This window comes from Streptomyces sp. NPDC000345, from assembly GCF_042898825.1.
GTDB lineage: Bacteria > Actinomycetota > Actinomycetes > Streptomycetales > Streptomycetaceae > Streptomyces.
Window position 1 is genome coordinate 249,708 of record NZ_JBIAZE010000005.1, and the last position, 18,009, is coordinate 267,716.

Genomic DNA, 18,009 nt, shown 5'->3' on the forward strand with positions numbered 1-18,009 from the left:
TTCGGGTCCGTACGGCCCACCTGACGTGGCGGCCCACTCGGACCCGGCGGTCTCCTCCGAGCCGGCAGCCAACGCTGGGCCGGCGGCCAACGCGGGGTCGGCGGCCGGCACCGGGGCGGCGCCCGACTCTGGTCTGGCGGGCTCCCCCCGCCCGGTGGCCAACGCCGGCCTGACGGGCTCCCCCGGCCCAGCGGTCTTCTCCGGTCCGTCCGGGTCCTCCGGCCTCGCGGCCTCCTCCGGCCCGTCCCGCCCGACAGACGCCGCCCGCACCGCCGGGGCGGGCCCCTCGGACTCCCGTCCGTCCGGGGCGTACGGTTCCGGCTCGCCCGGACCGGCGGCCGAAGCGGGGACCGGCGGCTCCGGCGGCTCCGGTTCGGGCGGGCCCGACACCACCTATCTGCTGCGGGAGATCCAGGCCGTGTCCGAGGTCCTCCGCCATCCCGAAGACATCGACGCGGTCCGCGAGCGTGCGGTCCGCCCCGGCAGAGAGCATGTCAGCGCATGAGTGAAGATCCCACCCCCGCCAGAACCGCCGTCGTCCTGGGGGGATCCCATGCGGGCATGCTCGCGGCGGCCGCCCTGAGCGGACTCGCCGAGCGGGTCGTCGTCGTGGAGCGGGACGTCCTGCCCGACGGCCCCGCGCCCCGCAAGGGGCTCCCGCAGGCGCACCACGCCCACATGCTGTGGTCGGGCGGGGTGCGGGCGGTGGCCGAGCTGCTGCCGGGCGCCGTGGAGGCGCTCCGGGAGGCGGGGGCGCGGCGGAATCCGGTCACCACGGACATGGTCGTCATGGGGGCGCGGGGCTGGTTCCGGCGCTGGCCCGAGTCGCACCACGTCATCCTCGCCGGACGCGACCTGCTGGACGCGACGGTCCGCGCCCAGGTCCTCGCGGACCGGCGGGTCGAACTCCTCGACGGCACCGAGGTGCTGGGGCTGGAGGGCGGGGCGCGAGCGGTCACCGGGGTGCGGATCCGGGAGAAGGGGCGGGACGGCTCGGGTGAGCGGGTGCTGCGGGCCGGGCTGGTCGTCGACGCGACCGGGCGGGGCTCCCGGGCCTCCCACTGGCTGACGGACCTCGGACTGCCCGCCGTGGAGCGGCGGGAGGTCGATTCCGGGCTGGCGTACGCGAGCCGGTTGTACCTCGCCCCCGAGCAGGCGCGTTCCGGCTACCCGATCGTGAACGTGCAGCCGGACCCGCGGGACGGCCGCCCGGGCCGGGCCGGCTTCCTGCTGCCCATCGAGAACGGCCGCTGGATCGTCACCCTCAACGGTTCGCGCGGCGGTGAACCGTCCGCCGAGGCCGACGACTTCGTCCGCTTCGCCCGGGAGGAGCTGCGGCACCCGGTCATCGGGGAGCTGCTGGAGCGCGCCGAGCCGCTCACCGACGTGTCGTACACCCGGGCCACTCGCAACCGACGTCACTTCTACGAGCGGATGCCCCTCTGGCCCGAGAACTTCGCCGTCCTCGGTGACGCGCTCGCCGCGTTCAACCCGCTCTACGGTCACGGTCTCGCCGTCGGCGCGCAGAGCGCGGTGCTGCTGCGGGACGTGGTGCGGCGGCACGGGTGGGGTGCGGCCGGGCTCTCCCGCCGGATCCAGCGGGCGGTGGCGCGGCCGGCGGTGGCGGCGTGGGATCTAGCCGTCGGGCAGGACGTGTTCTATCCGGGGGCGACGGAGCACGGGCCCACGCTGCGGGACCGGATGCTGGCCGCGTACGTGGGCCGCCTGATGCTGACGGCCACCGGGAACGGGCGGATCGCTCGCCGGGTGACGGATGTGACGTCGTTGGAGCGGGGGCCCGAGGTGCTGCTGGCTCCGTCGGTGCTGGTCGCGGCGGCGGTGGGGCCGCTGAAGCCGGCGTTGGCCGGGCCGCCGCTGACCGGGGACGAGCTGAAGCGGGCGGGGTTGCAGTAGCCGGGGTCGCGGCGAAGGGGGCGCCCGCGCGTGCGGGCTGCCGCCGCGCCCGCCCTCCCTCGTCGCCCGGCCGCTCGGCAGCCGCCGTCACGGCGACCCGGGCCGGCTATCCGGCGAACGGAGGCTGGGCGAGGCCCTTGCCCGCGTCCGGGATCACCAGCAGGGAGCCCGCCAGCGGGTGGGGGTCCGTCAGGCCCACGCGGGCCGTCGTGATGTACAGGTCCGTCAGGTCGGCGCCGCCGAAGGCACAGGCCGTCACCCGCGGGGTCGGCAACATCAGTACACGATCCAGTTCACCCGAAGGAGTGTATTTGCGTACCGCTCCGCCGTCCCACAGCGCCACCCACACGCAGCCCTCCGCGTCGACGGTCAGTCCGTCGGGGAAGCCGGCGCCCTCCTCGATCCCGACGAAGGTGCGGCGGTTCGCGACGCGGCCCTCGCTGTGGTCGAAGACGTCGACGCGGCGGGTCGGCGAGTCGATGTAGTACATCAGCGAGTGGTCCGGGCTCCAGCCGATGCCGTTGCTCACCGCCACGTCGTCGAGGACCGTCCCGGCCGTGCCGTCGCCGGTGAGGCGGGACAGGGTGCCGCCGCCGGGGGCCTCGTCGTAGCGCATGGTGCCGGCCCAGAGGGAGCCGTCGGGGGCGACGGCGGCGTCGTTGGCGCGGCGGCCGGGGACGGGCTCGTGGTGGAGCCAGCGGAAGGATCCGTCCTCGTCCAGGAGGCCCACGCCGTCACGGAGGTTGAGGACCAGGCCGCCGCCGGCGCGGGGCTTGGCCGCGCCGACGTGCTGGTCGGTGACCCGGACCGAGCGACGGCCGGTCGAGGGGTCGTAGGTGTGCAGCCGGGCGCCCAGGATGTCGAGCCAGAGGAGGCGGCCGGCCGCCGCGTCCCAGGTGGGGCCCTCGCCGAGGGTCGCCTCGGCCCGTACCGCCACGTCGAAGGCAGGCGTCGTCATGCCGCGCTCCGGTAGCCCAGGAGTTCCGACAGCTCGGCGGCGCCCTTGGCGGCGAGCTGCTCCAGTTCGGCGCGGCGCTCCTCGCTCCAGCGGATCATCGGCACGGAGATGGAGAGCGCGGCGACGACCTGGCCGGTGCGGTCGCGGACGGGGGCGGCCACGCAGCTGACGTCCGGGTTGGACTCCCGGCTCTCGACGGCGATGCCCCGCTCCCGGATCTCCGCGAGCGCCTCGCGCAGCGCGCCTGGCTCGGTGATGCTGTTCGGGGTCATCCGGACGAGGTCGGCGTCGTCGGGGATGCGGGCGGTGAGCTCCGCCTCCGGGAGGGAGGCCAGCAGCATCTTGCCGACGGAGGTGCAGTGGGCGGGCAGGCGCCGGCCGGCGGCCGAGACCATGCGCACCGCGTGCGTGGAGTCGACCTTGGCGATGTAGATGACGTCCGTGCCCTCGAGGATCGCCACGTGGACCGTCTCGTCGCAGGTCTCGGCGACGGTGCGGGCGACCTGCTGGCCCTCGGCGGCGAGGTCGAGCTGCTCGGCGTAACGGCTGCCGAGCTGGTACGGACGGACACCCAGGCGGTAGCGTCCGGGCTGTCCGGACACGGGGACGATGTAGGAGCGCGCGGCGAGTGTGGTGACCAGCTCGTGCACGGTGGTGCGCGGCAGCTGGAGCTTGCGCACGATGTCGGGTGCGGAGAGCGTCCCGTCCCCTTCGAGGAAGAGCTCGAGAATGTCGAGAGCTCGGGTCACGGCTGGTACGAGGCGTCCCACGACCGGCCCCCTCCCTGTTCGTCCCTGGCCTGCGTTCGAAATTTCAACAGGCGATCGGCATGACGAACACAGGCTCGCACAAGCCGCTCCCACGGGCAATGGTCCTGGATCGCGCTGTGGGCCAGGATGGGGGCATGCCGACCCCGAAACGCCTCGCCGGCACCTTCAGTGTCTCCGACTTCCAACTCGTCCTGCTGCGCCGCATGGCCGACCAGAACCCGGATCTGGTGGACGACGCCCGCCATGGTCTGGGGGTCTCCCTCGTGCAGATGAGGGAGGCCAACAAACGTTGGCAGGCCATGGTGCACTCCCCGCACGCGCGGGGCTCCCTCTCCCGTTACCGCTCGGTCCTCGGTGAACCCGAGTCGAGGACCGCCCGCCGCGTCGGCGACCTCGACTGCGAGGCCTGGCTCTGGCCGATCCCCCTGTGGCCCCGGCTCCGCTTCGAGGTCCTGCTCGCGCCGGACGGCGCCGTCTGGAACGAGTGGCTGGTCCGCGCCCCGGGAGAGCAGAGCCCCGACCTGCGGACCCTGGACGACCTGGCCCCCTGGTCCAGCACGGTCGACGAGGTGGCCCGCGCCTTCGCCCCGGCCCGCCCGCTCGAGGGCACGGCCCCGACCCGCTGGGGGCTGGCGTTCACCGCGCCGGACGCCCTGGGGATACGCCGGGAGATGATCGCCGAGTTCACCTGGGGACTGTTCCAGCGGACGGTGGTCAGGGACGGGAACGGTCTGTCGCCCGGGCAGCTCTGAGGATCCCGGCCACGACCCCCGTCACCGACCCGGTGTGCAGGGACAGGAACAGGTTCGGTTCGACCAGCTCCAGTTCCATGACCTGCGGCCGCCCGTCGTCGCCGTCCACGAGGTCCACGCGCGCGTAGAGCAGCTCGGGGGCCTCCGGCACGGCCGCCAGGGCCTGTTCGGCCACGGCCAGTTCGGCGTCCGTCGGCTGCCACCGCTCCAGGCCCGGGTGGGCCACCTTGCGCTCGTCGTACGGCGTGCCGGGCGCGAGGACGGCTCCCTTGCGGCTGGCGTGCAGCAGACGGCCGTCGAAGAACTGCAGCGCCCGCTCGCCGGCCACGTCGATGCCGCGCACATAGGGCTGCACCATCGCGGTGAAGCCCTCCGCGTGCATCCGCGCGAGCTGCCGTACGGCGGTGTCGTGCTCGTCGGGGGTGTAGCGGGCGGCGAAGCGGGCGCCCGCGCCGGAGGTCGGCTTGACGACGTACTCGTGGCCGTCGGGCAACCCGGCCCCCTCCCCGGGCGCGAGGTAGCGCGTCGGGACGGTCGGCACTCCGGCCGCCGCGAGCTCCCCGAGGTACCGCTTGTCGCTGTTCCAGCGGACCACCCCGGCCGGGTTGGCCAGCCGGGTGACCGCCCCGGTCCGCTGCGCCCAGGCCACGAACTCCGCCGCGCGCCAGCTGTAGTCCCAGGTGGAGCGGATCACGGCGAGGTCGTAGCCCGCCCAGTCGGCGTCGGGGTCGTCCCAGACGACGGCCTCGGCGTCCGCCCCGGCGTCCCTCAGCGCCGCCACCAGCCCCGGCAGATCGGTGTCGACGGCGACCTCGGGCCCGGGCCGGCAGGTGACGAGGGCGATGCGGGGCACGGCGACTCCATCTTCGTACGCATGTCCGGTGATCGGTCCCGGGAAGGCTAACAACCGGATGAGGTGAGCTGTGGGGTGGCCGACATGGTGGAGGCGGCTCGACCCGGGCAGGATCGGTGGCATGGCCACTAGTACAAGGAGCGTCCGCGTGTCCTCACTCTTCCCCGCCCTGACCGACGATCCCTCCGAGCGGGTCGCGCTGCGGTTCGGTGAGCGGACCCTGACGTACGCGGAGCTCGCGGCGGCGGCCGGGGCCGTCGGGGAGCGGGTGCGGGGGGCGGAAAGGGTCGCCGTGTGGGCCACGCCGGGCCTGGAGACCGCCGTGGGGGTGGTGGGGGTGCTGCTCGCCGGGGCCGCCGCCGTACCGCTCAACCCGAAGTCGGGCGGGAAGGAGCTCGGGCACATCCTCCAGGACAGCGCGCCGGGCGTCGTCCTCGCCGCTCCGGGCGACGAACTGCCCGCCCCGCTCGACGGGTTGGCGCGGGTTGACGTCGAGGTGCACGGCACCGGGGCCCCGTCACCGGCGCCCGTGGACGACGAGCGCCCGGCCCTCGTCGTCTACACCTCCGGCACCACGGGCCCGCCCAAGGGCGCCGTCATCCCGCGTCGCGCCCTGGTCGCCACCCTGGACGCCCTGGCCGACGCCTGGCAGTGGACCGGGGAGGACGTGCTGGTGCACGGACTGCCCCTGTTCCATGTGCACGGGCTCGTGCTGGGCGTGCTCGGACCGCTGCGGCGCGGGGGGTCCGTACGGCATCTGGGGCGGTTCACCACGGAGGGCGTCGCCCGGGAGCTGAACGGCGGCGCGAGCATGCTGTTCGGGGTGCCGACGATGTACCACCGGATCGCCGAGGCACTTCCCGGGGACCCCGAGCTGGTCAAGGGGCTCTCGGCGGCGCGGCTGCTGGTGTCCGGCTCGGCCGCGCTGCCCGTGCACGACCACGAGCGGATCGCGGCGGCGACCGGGCGGCGGGTGATCGAGCGGTACGGCATGACGGAGACGCTGATGAACACCTCCGTGCGGGCCGACGGGGAGGCGCGGGCCGGGACCGTGGGTGTGCCGCTGCCGGGCGTGGAGCTGCGGCTCGTGGAGGAGGACGGGACCGTCGTGACGGCGTACGACGGCGAGACCGTGGGGGAGATCCAGGTACGCGGGCCGCACCTGTTCACGGAGTACCTCAACCGGCCGGACGCCACGGCCGCCGCCTTCAGCGCCGACGGCTGGTTCCGGACGGGCGACGTGGCGGTGCTCGATCCCGACGGGTATGTGCGGATCGTCGGGCGCAAGGCCACCGATCTCATCAAGAGCGGCGGGTACAAGATCGGGGCGGGTGAGATCGAGAACGCGCTGCTGGAGCATCCGGGGGTGCGCGAGGCCGCCGTCACGGGCGAGCCCGACGCGGACCTCGGCGAGCGGATCGTCGCGTGGGTCGTCCCCGTGGATCCTCAGTCCCCGCCCGGCAGCGACGAGTTGGCCGGCCATGTCGCCCGGCGGCTCGCTCCGCACAAGCGGCCCCGCGTGGTCCGCTACCTGGAGGCGCTGCCCCGCAACGACATGGGGAAGATCATGAAGCGGGCGCTGACGTCATGACGGGACGCGCGAGCGCGCGGGAGGTCATCGCCCTCGTGGCCGACTCCTTCACCGAACTCACCTACCCAAGAAGGGACTTCACTCCGGACGGTCCGCTCGCCTGGCCCGGATACGACCTCTCCCGCGCCCGCGCCGCCGAACGCACCGGCGAGACGGAGTCCGTCGTGTGCGGCACCGCGATCGTCGAGGGGACCCGGGCGGTGCTGATCGCCTTCGAGTTCGGCTTCCTCGGCGGCTCGCTGGGCGAGCGCACCGGGGACCGGCTGGAGGCCGCGTACACGTACGCCCGTGAACACCGGCTCCCCGTTGTCCCGTTGGTCGCCACGGGCGGCAGCCGGATGCAGGAGGGCATGCTCGCCCTCGGCCAACTCCAGCGTGTCGCACGGCAGTCGGCGCTGACCAGCAGGGCCGGGCTGCCGCAGGTCGCGGTGGTGCGGGATCCGACGACCGGCGGGGGCTGGGCCACGCTCGGCGCGGGCGCCGACGTCGTTCTCGCGCTGCCCGGCGCGCAGGTCGGTTTCGCCGGGTCGCGGGTGCGGCCGGCGGACGCCGACCCGGCCGCGTACACGGCTCGGGCGCAGGTCGCGGCGGGGTCGGCGGACGCCGTGGTACGGCCGGAGGAGCTGCGGGAGACGCTGGGACGGTGGCTGCGGCTGCTGACGGGGGCCTCGGACGAGCCCGCCCCGGTGCCGGAGCCGCTCGGCGCGAGGGACCTGCCGGTCTCCGGCTGGGACGCCGTACGGCGCGCCCGCTCCCCCCGGCGGCCGCGCGCCGCACGCTATCTGGACGCCTACTTCACCGACCGCCTCGCGATCTCCGGCGACCGCTGCGGCGGCACCGATCCCGACGGGATGCTGTGCGGCTTCGGCGACCGCCGGGGCCGTACGGTCGCGTACGCCGCGCAGACCGGGGCCGCCACCCGGCCCGCCGGGTACCGCACGGCCACCCGGCTGATCCGGCTCGCGGACCGGCTCGGCATCCCGGTGCTCACCCTGGTGGACACCCCGGGCGCGGCCAACGACGCCGAGGCGGAACGGCAGGGCGCGGGCGCGGCGATCGCGGAGCTGTTCGCCACCCTCGCCACCATCCGTACGCCGGTCACCACCCTGGTGATCGGCGAGGGCGGCTCGGGCGGGGCGCTCGCGCTGGCCGCCCCCGGCCGCACCTGGGCCACCCCGGACAGCTACTTCTCCGTCATCGCCCCCGAGGCGGCCGCCGCCATCCTCAAGCGCCCACCGGAGGAGGTGGAGGCGACGGCCCGCCAACTCCGGATCCGGCCACAGGACTTGGCCGAACTGGGGGTGATCAGGACGGACGATCGGCGGACGCCGTGAAAACGGCGGGAAGAAACAGGACAACCCCGAGCACCGTCCGTAACAATGGGGACGCACAGAGCCGCAGGCTCTGGTCCGAGGGAAGGGGCTACGGGGGCGCGTGGACGGACTGGTGGAGTTCAAGACCGAGGACGGCGCCGTGGTCGCCGTCGAGGCGGCCGTCGAAGGGCGGCCCGGTTCGCGGCTGGTCGCCCGCGGCGACGGCACGGTCCAGGCGGCCCGTACCTTCGAGGGCGCCCTGGAGGGAGTGCGCGCGGCGGCCGAGTCCGCGCTGCGGGTGTTCCGGGACGGCGCGTTACGGCCCGACGGAGTGGAGATCGAGTTCGGGGTGAAACTCTCGGCGGAGACGGGCGCGATCATCGCCAAGGGCACGGCGGAGGGCCACCTCGTGGTGAAGCTGACCTGGTCCCCCTCGCCCGCCGAGGGGCCGGAGCCCACCGCCGTCTCATGAACAGCGCCGAGTGGCATGCCCGGATCGAGAGCGCCGGCCGGGTCGCCGGGGCCGGCTTCCTGGTCACCCCGCGCAAGGTACTGACCTGCGCGCACGTGGTGCGCGGGGGCGGCGCGGCGGAGGCGCTGAGCGTGACGTTCACCGAGCGGCCCGGCTCCCCCGCCGTACCGGCCCGGGTGATCGCCGACGGTGGCTGGGGCGGCGGCGCGACCGACCTCGGCGACCTCGCCGTACTGGAACTGGCGCACGACGTCCCGATCGCGCCGGCCGCGCTCGCCCCCGTCGACGCGGCGCACGCGCCGCGCGCCGACCGGCCCCGCAAGCTCGTCGTCTACGGCTTCCCGGTCGGCTTCGACGAGGGCACGCTCGCCGAGTACCGCATCACCGCAACCCAGTTGCTCAACCGCGAGTGGATCCAGCTGGAGGCCTGGCAGCCGGGCGGCCAGCCGCTCGCGCCGGGCTTCAGCGGGGCCGCGGTCACCCTCGCGGACACCGGTGAGGTCGTGGGCATGGTCACCGCCGCCGCGGGCGCGCAGGGCGTCCACAACGGGCGGATGATGCCCACCGAGGTCATGGCCCGCTACTGGCCCGGACTGGAAGGGCTGGTCCCCACCTCCGAGCACGGCGCGGCCGACCGCGCCCGGCTGCGCGCCCTCGTCGAGCGCGCCGTGCGCGCGGGCCTCGACGGCGATCCCGTACGGCGGGTGCGGCTCTACGAGGCGGCCAGGGCGCCGCTGGACCCGGACCCGCCCGAGGAGGGCTTCGACTCGCTGTGGTCGGCGGCCCTGTTCGTGCTGTGCGAGCTCGACGGCGCCGACGCGGCCGCCACCGTGGCCCGCTTCACCGCCCAGGTGGAGGCCCTGTTCCGGGTCCCCGCCGAGGCGCCCGCCGCGCCCGATTGGTCACCCATCCTCGTCGACCTCCAGCACAGCGGCGCCGGCGACGGGCACGTCCGCGTCGAGGTGTCCGCGTACAGCGGGGGCCGCCGGCACCCGGTCGGCTCCGAGACCGTCCCGCAGGCCCGGGTGCGGGCCTATGTGCAGGAACGCATCGAGGCCGCGTTCCGCTATCTGACGCCCGGCTGCGACGAGTTGATCGCGTTCGCGCTGCCCCGGGACTGGATCGACCTGCCGGTGGACCGCTGGGCGAGCGCCCCCGACGACGACACCCCGCTCGGGTCCGTGTACCCGCTGGTCGTCACCGACCACGCACGGCTGCGGGCCGGCACCCGGCATCAGCTGACCCGCGCCTGGAAGCGGCTCGACACCCTGCCGGGGGCGCGGGTGCACCGTGTGGAGTGCGGCAGCCCCGAGGAACCCGCCCGGCTGCGGCTGCGGCTGCGCAAGCCCGACGCCTGTCTCGCCGGCTTCGCCACCGCCCCGGCGGCACCGCGCACCCGCCCCCACTTCGACACCTCGCTCACCGCGCCCGCCCCGGTGGTCATCTGGTCGCGCGGTGGCTGCGCGGACGGCCCCGACGAGGCCTGCGCGGGCGGGGACGGCTGCGCGGGCAAGACGTTCCTGGACGAGCTCGACGCCTGCGTGTCCGGCGTACCCCCCGCAGAACTCCCGCGCCAGGTACTGGCGTTGCGGGAGGAGGCGGACGCCGAGGAGGGCCACTGGGCCCGGGACATCCAGCTGCTGTGGGACGACCCCCGCGTCTTCACCGACCCGCACGGCGGCGCCCCCGCCCACGCCCACTCCCCCGTCGTCTGAGCCGCCTCCCGCCGTCCGCCCCACGCCCCCCGCAGCACCACGCCGCGTCACGCCGAGTTCGGAGAACCATGCCCCACTGGACCGTCTACACCGGGAACAGCGAGCCGCACGACGGCATCGACCGGCTGCCCGCGCCGCCGCCCTGGCGGGCGTTCGACGGCGAGCCCGTGCTGCCCCCGCCGCGCGACGCCGACGACGAGGCCGCCGTCTCGCCGGACCGGGTCCACCGCGCCCGGTCCTACGTCGCCACCCCGGAGAGCGTCCAGCTCGTCAACGCGGCCCTCGTGCTGCGCCGTCCGCTGCTGGTCACCGGCCCGCCCGGCACCGGCAAGTCCTCCCTGGCCTACGCGGTCGCCCGCGAACTGGGCCTGGGTCCGGTGCTGCGCTGGAACATCACCAGCCGCTCCACCCTGGCCGACGGGCTCTACCAGTACGACCCGCTGTCCCGGCTGTACGCGGCCCGGCAGGCGGCACGGCACGCGGGCGACGGGGGCTCCCGGGGCGTGGTCGCGGAGGGCGCGGTCTCCCGTGACGGCGTCGAGGACCACCTCCGTCTCGGGCCCCTCGGCACCGCCCTGCTCCCCTACGCCCGTCCCCGGGCCCTGCTGGTCGACGAGATCGACAAGAGCGACCTCGACCTGCCCAACGACCTGCTGAACGTCCTGGAGGAGGGCCAGTACGAGATCCCCGAACTCATGCGCGCGGCCCGCCACTTCGCCGAGGGCGCCACCGCCGAGGTCCTCGCCGACGGCACCGACGCGCCGGTCACCGTCAGCCGGGGCAGGGTCCGCTGCCGGGCCTTTCCGTTCGTCGTGCTGACCAGCAACGGCGAGCGCGAGTTCCCGCCCGCCTTCCTGCGCCGCTGCGTCCGCCTGAAGCTGCGCCGACCCGGCCGGGAGCAGCTCACCGAGATCGTCCGCGCCCATCTGGACACCCCGCCCGGCGAGGCGGCCCACCTCATCGACCGTTTCCTGGCCCGCGCGGCCGACGGCGAACTCGCCACCGACCAGCTGCTGAACGCCCTCTACCTCACCGGGGTCGCCGGCCTGGACGCCGACTCCCGTGACGCGCTGGCGGAGCAGCTGATGCCGTACCTCGGCGCCACGGCGGACAGCGATGGCTTCTGAGGCGGCGCCGGGCGACGACGCGGCCGCCCTGGCCCGGCTGACCGCGCTCCTGACGGCCACCGCGGACACCCCGCCGACGCCCCGCGAGCTGGCCGAACTGCTGTGGCTGGCAGCGAAGTCGGCCGACGAGGAGGAGCGCGCGGGGACCACGGCGGACACGGCGGTACCGGCGCCCGCCACTCCGGTCGCGCCCCCGGCGGATCACGAGCCCCCGGCGACCCCGCCCGCCGTGACCGACCGCGTCCCGCTCCACCTCCCCGCTCCCCCGCCTCCACCGGCGCCCGCGCCCGCCGAGCCCGGCCCCGACGGCCCGTCCGGCGGAGCCACCCGCTCCCCGCTGCTCGCCCCGGCGCCCCCGATGCTCCCCCGCCCCCTCGCCCTCCAGCGCGCCCTGCGCCCGCTGAAACGCACCGTGCCGGCGCCCCGCGCCCGGCTCCTCGACGAGCGGGCGACGGCCGACCGCATCGCGCGGCTCGGCGCCCACCCGGAGGTCTGGCTGCCCGTCCTGCGCCCCGCCCGGGACCGCTGGCTGCGGCTCGACCTCGTCCACGACACGGGCCCGACGATGCCGGTCTGGCGTCCCCTCGTGCGTGAACTGCACACCGTGCTGGCCCAGTCGGGCGTCTTCCGCACGGTCACCCTGCACCCGGCCGGTCCGGACGGCGGTGCCGGGCACGTCCCCGACCCGGGGGACGGCCGTACCGTCACGCTGGTCGTCAGCGACTGCATGGGCCCGCAGTGGCGCCCCGGCCCGGCGGGCGAGCGCTGGTACCGCACGCTGCGGCACCGGGCGGCCCGGATGCCGCTGGCCGTCGTACAGCCGCTCCCGGAGCACCTGTGGCAGACGACGGCCCTCCCGGCCGAACCGGGTGTCCTGGCCGCCCCGGCCGCGGTGGCCCCGCTCACCGCCCTCGCCTTCACCCCGTACGACCCCGAGGCCGCGCCCCCGCCCGGCGCGGCCGTGCCCGTGCCCGTCCTCGAACCGGGCGCGCCGTGGCTCGCCAACTGGGCGGCGCTGGTGGCGTCCCCGGGCGGTGCCCGCACCCCGGGCGCGGCCGCCTGGCTGCCCCCGGCGCCGCCGTCCGCCGAAGCGGCCCCCTCCCCCACCGATCCGCCCGCCCAGGACCTCGTGCTGCGCTTCCGCGCCACCGCGTCGCCCGAGGCGTTCCGCCTCGCCGGTCATCTGGCCCTGGCCGTCCCGTCGGTCCCGGTGATGCGCCTGGTCCAGCGCGCGGTGGACCGCGATCCGCGCCCGCAGCATCTCGCCGAGGTCATCCTCAGCGGCATGCTCACGGCCGTGCCCGGGCCGCCCGGCTCCTACGACTTCCGCCCGGGGGTGCGCGAGGTGCTGCTGCGCACCCTGCCGCGCACGGCCCGCGGCCGCACCCGCGAACTCCTGGAGACGATCGGGGGGTTGATCGACGAACGGGCGGGGCTGGCGGCGGGCGAGTTCCGCGCGGAGGCGGCCGGGGCCGGACACGACGGCAGCGGTCCGGCGTTCGCGGCGGTGAGCCCGGAGACGGTGCTGCGGCTGGGCGGGGACGCTTCCCCCGGCACGGCCGGCCACCACCACTTCCTCCGCTTCACCACCGACACCGACCTCGCCGGCCACCCCGAGAGCCGCATCGCCCTCGAATACGCCGTCCACGAGATCCTCTCCCGCGGCGGCCTCGCCCCCCAGCAGTACGCCATCCACGTCCGTGACGCCGGCTACCACGTCGAAGTCGACGGCGACGCCCGACTGGTCCCCGTCCTCGTGGCGGCCCTGCGGTGGCTCCCCGGCCACTGGGCCGCCCTCGCCGAACCGCCCCGCCTGCGCCTGACGTTCCTGAAGTCGCGCAAGGCACCGCCGTTGACCGGCGAGACGATCAGCTCCCCGCTCCTGGTGGTGATCCCGCCCGCCCTCTACCGGGACTTCACCGACAGCTCCGCCGCGTCCGGCCCGCACCGCTTCCACCCCGGCTACGGCAGCGACCCGGGCTCCGGACCCGTCGCCTGGCTGTGCCCCCTGCCCTCCGGGGACGAGCGGCGCGACCTGGTGCGCGGCCCCTTCATCACCTCTGACTTCCGCCGGCTCGGCGCCCCCACCCCCGGGCGTACCGCCGTCGTGCACACCCGCCCCGAGGGTCCCCTCACCCTCCTCGACCCCGCCCGCCCGTACGAGGGCCGGCCGCCCCGCCCGGTGACCTGGTGGGAGGTCGACCTCACCCCCCGGCAGGCGGTCCACCAGGTGTCCCTGCCCAGCTCCGGCAAGGGCGACTTCACCGCCGCCGTCGAGCTGTCCTGGCGGGTCGAGGACCCCGTCGCCTTCGTACGGGCGGAGGCCTGGCAGGTCGGCGACCGGCTGCTGGCCCACTTCCTGGAGGCGGCGCCCCGGATCACCCGCCACCACTCCGTACGCAGGCCGGCGGGGGCCCAGCGGGCCGTCAACGGCCGGATCGGCCGGTGGCCGGTGGCCGGTCTCGCGGTGAGCTGCGCCGTCACCCTCGCGCCGGACTACGCCCCGCCACCCGCCGTGCTCCGGCCGGATCGGGCCGACCGCCCGCTGCCGGAGCTGCTCGCGGACGCCGAGACCGTGCTGTTCGGCTTCGACGGCCCGCTGGCCCGGCTGTACACGGCGACGACCGCCCGCCGGGCCGCCCTCGACCTGCTCGCCCTGGTCGCCGAGCACCGCGACCCCGGTGACGCGCTGACGGGCCGACCTGCGGGGAACTCCGGCGCGGCACGGGAGCTGTCCGTGCACCCACTGGACGTGCTGCGGGCCTTCGCGCGCGACGGGCTCGGACCGCTCCTGCGGGGGCGTCTCGACGCGTGGGAGCTGCGGGCCGTACCGGACGCGCCGACGACCCACCACTCCGGTGCCCTCGTGCGCGCCCTGCACGGCGCCGGCCGCCGGGTGGGGATCGCCACGGACGTCTGCGAGCGGGCCGTCCACCGGTATCTGGAGGACCGCCGGCTCCCGTTGGCCGCGGGCGTGCACGGCCGTGCCGACGACCTCGGTCTGCTGATGCCGCACCCCGACTGTCTGCAGCGTGCCCTGCGCCCGCTCGGCACCCCCGCCCGCTCCGGCGTCCTGATCGGCTCCACGCTCGCCGAGCTGACCGCCGCCCAGCAGGTGGGCCTGCGCTTCATCGGCCTCGCCCGCAATCCCACGGTCGCGCAGGGTCTGCGCGAGGCGGGCTGCGAGGTCACGGTGCCCTCGCTGACCCCCGTACTGGAGGCGGCCCGCTCGCTGTAGGGCAGGCCCTCGGGCCGCCACCGGCAGGCCCCGGCGTGAGGTGGATCACATTCGGGGCGGGGATGTCACACTCCGGGCGCCCGCATCCCTCTCAGCTCGGAATGCATCCGCGACGGGAGGCCCTCCGATGTCCCACCCTCCGCATCCGGTGGCGCACACCGCGACCCAGGTGTTCGCCGACCACCGCGAACTGCTGTTCTCCATCGTCTACAACATGCTCGGCAGCGTCTGTGACACCGAGGACGTGCTGCAGGAGACATGGCTGGCGTGGGCCGCCAGGAACCGGGCCCCGGCCGCGGAGCGGATCGACAACCCGCGCGCCTACCTGGTGCGGATCGCGGTGAACGCGGCACTCGCCCACCGGGCGGCCGTCAGCCGCCGCCGTGAGACCTACGTCGGGCCCTGGCTGCCCGAACCGCTCGTCGGCCCCCTCGCCGGCCGGCCCGTCCCCGAGGACGCCGCCGACGCGGCGGTGCGCGCCGAGTCGGTGTCGATGGCGCTGCTCGTGGTCCTGGAAACCCTCACCCCCCTGGAACGCGGGGTGTTCGTCCTGCACGAGGTGTTCGGCTACCCCCACACCGAGATCGCGGAGATCCTGGGCCGCAGCCCCTCGGCGATCCGCCAGCTCGCCCACCGCGCCCGCGAGCACGTCCACGCCCGGCGCCCCCGCCACGAGCCCGATCCGCGGGTCCGGCAGCAGGTGACCGAACGGTTCCTGGCCGCCGCGCTCGGCGGTGACCTGGACGCCCTTCTGCAGATCCTGGCGCCGGACGTGACCCTGTGGGGCGACGGCGGCGGCAAGGGCGCGGGGGGCCTGCGGCCGCTCCAGGGCCGCGACAAGGTAGCCCGCCTGCTCGCCGCGGTCGCCCCCCACGCGGGCCGGGGCCTCGACATCGCCTACCGCGACGTCAACGGCGCCCCGTCGGCGCTGCTGCTGGTCGGTGACGCCCCCTACGCCGTCCTGGTCCTCGACCTCACCGCGGACGGCGACCAGGTGTGCGGGATCTACGCCGTCGCCAACCCCGACAAGCTCTCCCACGTCGAGTGACCGTCCACGAACACCGAGGAATGCGCATGCTGCGAGAACTGGCGTCACTGCCCAGCGGCAGAGTGGCGAAATGGGTCGTCGTCGCCCTCTGGGCGGCCCTGCTGGTACCGGCCCTGATGCTGGCCGGCAGGCTCGGCGAGGTCGAGGAGAACGACAACGCGGCCTGGCTGCCCGGCAACGCGGAGTCGACGAGCGTCGTCGACCGGGCCGGGAGGTTCCAGCCCGCCGACACCCTGCCCGCGATCGTGATCTACGACCGGCCCGGCGGTGTCACCGCCGCCGACCTGGCCAGGGCCCGCGCCGACGCGGAGGCCTTCCGGGGCCTGGAGAACGTCGTGGGGCGGCCCGAGGGACCGGTGAGGTCCCGGGACGGCGAGGCCTTCCAGACCGTGGTCCAGGTGCGCAAGGACCGGACGGGCTGGGAAGGCGTCGGCGAGGTCGTCGACGCGATGACCGAGGTCGGCGAGAAGGACAGGGGCGGTCTCGGATTCCATGTCACGGGACCGGCCGGGCACGCGTCCGACTCGGTCAAGGCGTTCGCCGGCGGGGGCGGGCTGACGGCGATCACCGCCGCGGTGGTGGTGCTGATCCTGCTGCTCACCTATCGCAGCCCGGTGCTGCCGCTGCTGCCGCTGCTGACCGCGGGCGGCGCCCTGGTCACCTCCGAGGCGGTGATCTACCTGCTGGCGAAGAACGCCGGACTCACCGTCAACAAGCAGACCGGCTTCATCCTGACCGTGCTGGTGTTCGGCGCCGCCACCGACTACGCCCTTCTGCTCACCTCGCGGTACCGGGAGGAGCTGCGGCGGCACGAGGACCGGCACGAGGCGATGGCGGTGGCCCTGCGCCGCTCCGGCCCGGCGATCGTCGCGAGCGCCGCGACCGTCGCGGTCAGCCTGACGCTGCTGATGCTGGCCACCCTCAACTCCACCCAGGGGCTCGGGCCGGCCTGCGCCGTCGGCGTCCTCGTCGGGCTGCTCGCCATGGTCACCCTGATGCCGGCCCTGCTGGTGGTCTGCGGCCGCTGGATCTTCTGGCCGGTGCGGCCGTCGTACGGATCGGCCGGGGCGGCCGAGGGGGGTGTCTGGACGCGGGTGGGCGCCGCCGTCTCGGGCCGGCCGAGGCTCGTGTGGTCCGGCACCGCGCTGGTCCTCGGCGTCATGGCGCTCGGGGTGTTCGGGCTGAAGGCCGACGGGCTCTCCAGCAAGGACCAGTTCACCGGCAGACCGCAGACGGCCGTGGGCGCGGAGATCCGCTCCCGGCACTTCCCGGCCGGGTCGGGCGACCCCGTCCACGTGGTGGCGCGCGCCGCCTCGGCGGAGCGGGTGAGGAGCGCGCTGGCCGGGGTCCCGGGAGTCGCCCGTGTCTCGGCGCCGGTGGTCAAGGGGGGTGAGGCCCTCGTGCTCGGGGAGCTCGGGGACGATCCCAGCAGCACGGCCGCGATGCGCACCGTCGAGCGGGCCAGAACCGCGGTCCACCGGATCGACGGGGCGCACGCCCAGGTCGGCGGCAGCACGGCGGTCCTCCTCGACACCCGGGAAGCGGCCGCCCGGGACTCCGAAGTGATCATCCCCATCGTGCTGCTGGTGGTGTTCCTCGTCCTCACGCTGCTGCTGCGGGCGGTCGTCGCGCCGCTGCTGCTCATGGCGACGGTGGTGCTGTCGTTCGGCGCGGCCCTCGGCGTCAGCGCCCTGATGTTCGAGCACGTGTTCCATTTCGCCGGGGCGGAAGCCTCCTTCCCGCTCCTGACGTTCGTCTTCCTGGTCGCGCTGGGCATCGACTACAACATCTTCCTGGTCACCCGGGTGCGTGAGGAGGCCCAGCTGCGCGGCACCCGGCGCGGCGCGCTGACGGGGCTGTCCGCCACCGGAGGCGTGATCACCTCGGCGGGTCTCGTCCTGGCCGGCACCTTCGCGGCGATGGCGTCGCTGCCGCTGGTCTTCGCGGCCGAGCTGGGGTTCGCGGTGGCGTTCGGGGTCCTGCTGGACACCATGGTCGTCCGCTCGGTGCTGGTCACCGCGCTGACCCTGGACGTGGGCCGGTGGATGTGGTGGCCCGGCGCCCTGTTCCGGCGGCACGACGACCCCGCGCCCCGGGCGGCCGAACCGGGGCGCGAACCCGCACTCAGGAGCACGTGACACGCCGTGGAGGAACGGAAACCCCCATTCGGCCGCGCCCCGCCCGGCCCCCTTGAACAGGCGACCCCCCGCCCCGCCCCCGCACGATGCGAAGGAGGCCGACCGCCCGGCGGCCCACCG

13 protein-coding genes are annotated in these 18,009 nt (G+C 75.3%); 10 read left to right on the forward strand and 3 right to left on the reverse strand.

The window, feature by feature from the left end; translation table 11 throughout:
• The first annotated feature begins 501 nt into the window (after window positions 1-501).
• Window positions 502-1,914, forward strand: coding sequence for an NAD(P)/FAD-dependent oxidoreductase (locus tag ACFY30_RS14270; RefSeq protein WP_390845482.1), 1,413 nt, complete (start codon window positions 502-504; stop codon window positions 1,912-1,914).
• 106 nt (window positions 1,915-2,020) lie between these two features.
• Here ACFY30_RS14270 and ACFY30_RS14275 read toward each other — a convergent pair whose 3' ends face one another.
• A complete protein-coding gene (locus tag ACFY30_RS14275) occupies window positions 2,021-2,872 on the reverse strand; it encodes an SMP-30/gluconolactonase/LRE family protein (protein WP_390845483.1) in 852 nt (283 codons plus the stop codon).
• Window positions 2,869-3,642 (reverse strand): IclR family transcriptional regulator, encoded by a 774-nt coding sequence (locus ACFY30_RS14280; protein ID WP_390845484.1) that lies wholly within the window; start codon window positions 3,640-3,642, stop codon window positions 2,869-2,871. Before ACFY30_RS14280 ends, ACFY30_RS14275 begins: the two co-directional genes overlap by 4 nt.
• A gap of 134 nt (window positions 3,643-3,776) precedes the next feature.
• On the opposite strand from ACFY30_RS14280, the gene ACFY30_RS14285 reads away from it, so the two are divergent.
• Window positions 3,777-4,394, forward strand: a complete 618-nt coding sequence (locus ACFY30_RS14285) for a hypothetical protein (protein WP_390845485.1) — start codon at window positions 3,777-3,779, stop codon at window positions 4,392-4,394.
• Here ACFY30_RS14285 and ACFY30_RS14290 read toward each other — a convergent pair.
• A complete protein-coding gene (locus ACFY30_RS14290) occupies window positions 4,357-5,247 on the reverse strand; it encodes a RimK family alpha-L-glutamate ligase (protein WP_390845486.1) in 891 nt (296 codons plus the stop codon). The genes ACFY30_RS14285 and ACFY30_RS14290 overlap by 38 nt on opposite strands.
• Window positions 5,248-5,395: 148 nt before the next feature.
• On the opposite strand from ACFY30_RS14290, the gene ACFY30_RS14295 reads away from it, so the two are divergent.
• The 8 genes from ACFY30_RS14295 (at window position 5,396) to ACFY30_RS14330 (ending at window position 17,889) form a co-directional block, all read left to right on the forward strand.
• Window positions 5,396-6,838 (forward strand): acyl-CoA synthetase, encoded by a 1,443-nt coding sequence (locus ACFY30_RS14295; protein ID WP_390845487.1) that lies wholly within the window; start codon window positions 5,396-5,398, stop codon window positions 6,836-6,838.
• A complete protein-coding gene (locus ACFY30_RS14300; RefSeq protein WP_390845488.1) occupies window positions 6,835-8,172 on the forward strand; it encodes a carboxyl transferase domain-containing protein in 1,338 nt (445 codons plus the stop codon). The genes ACFY30_RS14295 and ACFY30_RS14300 overlap by 4 nt, the downstream gene beginning before the upstream one ends.
• 100 nt (window positions 8,173-8,272) lie before the next feature.
• Window positions 8,273-8,623 carry a CU044_2847 family protein gene (locus tag ACFY30_RS14305; protein WP_390845489.1) on the forward strand — a complete coding sequence of 117 codons (351 nt, stop codon included), beginning with the start codon at window positions 8,273-8,275 and terminating at the stop codon, window positions 8,621-8,623.
• Window positions 8,620-10,338: a trypsin-like peptidase domain-containing protein gene (locus ACFY30_RS14310; protein ID WP_390845490.1), complete on the forward strand. Its 1,719-nt coding sequence runs from the start codon at window positions 8,620-8,622 to the stop codon at window positions 10,336-10,338. Before ACFY30_RS14305 ends, ACFY30_RS14310 begins: the two co-directional genes overlap by 4 nt.
• A gap of 68 nt (window positions 10,339-10,406) precedes the next feature.
• Complete coding sequence (locus ACFY30_RS14315; RefSeq protein ID WP_390845491.1) at window positions 10,407-11,465, forward strand: AAA family ATPase; 1,059 nt, start codon at window positions 10,407-10,409, stop codon at window positions 11,463-11,465.
• Window positions 11,455-14,703, forward strand: a complete 3,249-nt coding sequence (locus tag ACFY30_RS14320) for an SAV_2336 N-terminal domain-related protein (RefSeq protein WP_390845493.1) — start codon at window positions 11,455-11,457, stop codon at window positions 14,701-14,703. Before ACFY30_RS14315 ends, ACFY30_RS14320 begins: the two co-directional genes overlap by 11 nt.
• Before the next feature lie 127 nt (window positions 14,704-14,830).
• Window positions 14,831-15,751 carry an RNA polymerase sigma factor SigJ gene (gene sigJ / locus ACFY30_RS14325; protein WP_390845494.1) on the forward strand — a complete coding sequence of 307 codons (921 nt, stop codon included), beginning with the start codon at window positions 14,831-14,833 and terminating at the stop codon, window positions 15,749-15,751.
• Window positions 15,752-15,777: 26 nt separating this feature from the next.
• Window positions 15,778-17,889 (forward strand): MMPL family transporter, encoded by a 2,112-nt coding sequence (locus tag ACFY30_RS14330; protein WP_390845495.1) that lies wholly within the window; start codon window positions 15,778-15,780, stop codon window positions 17,887-17,889.
• The last annotated feature ends 120 nt before the right edge of the window (window positions 17,890-18,009 follow it).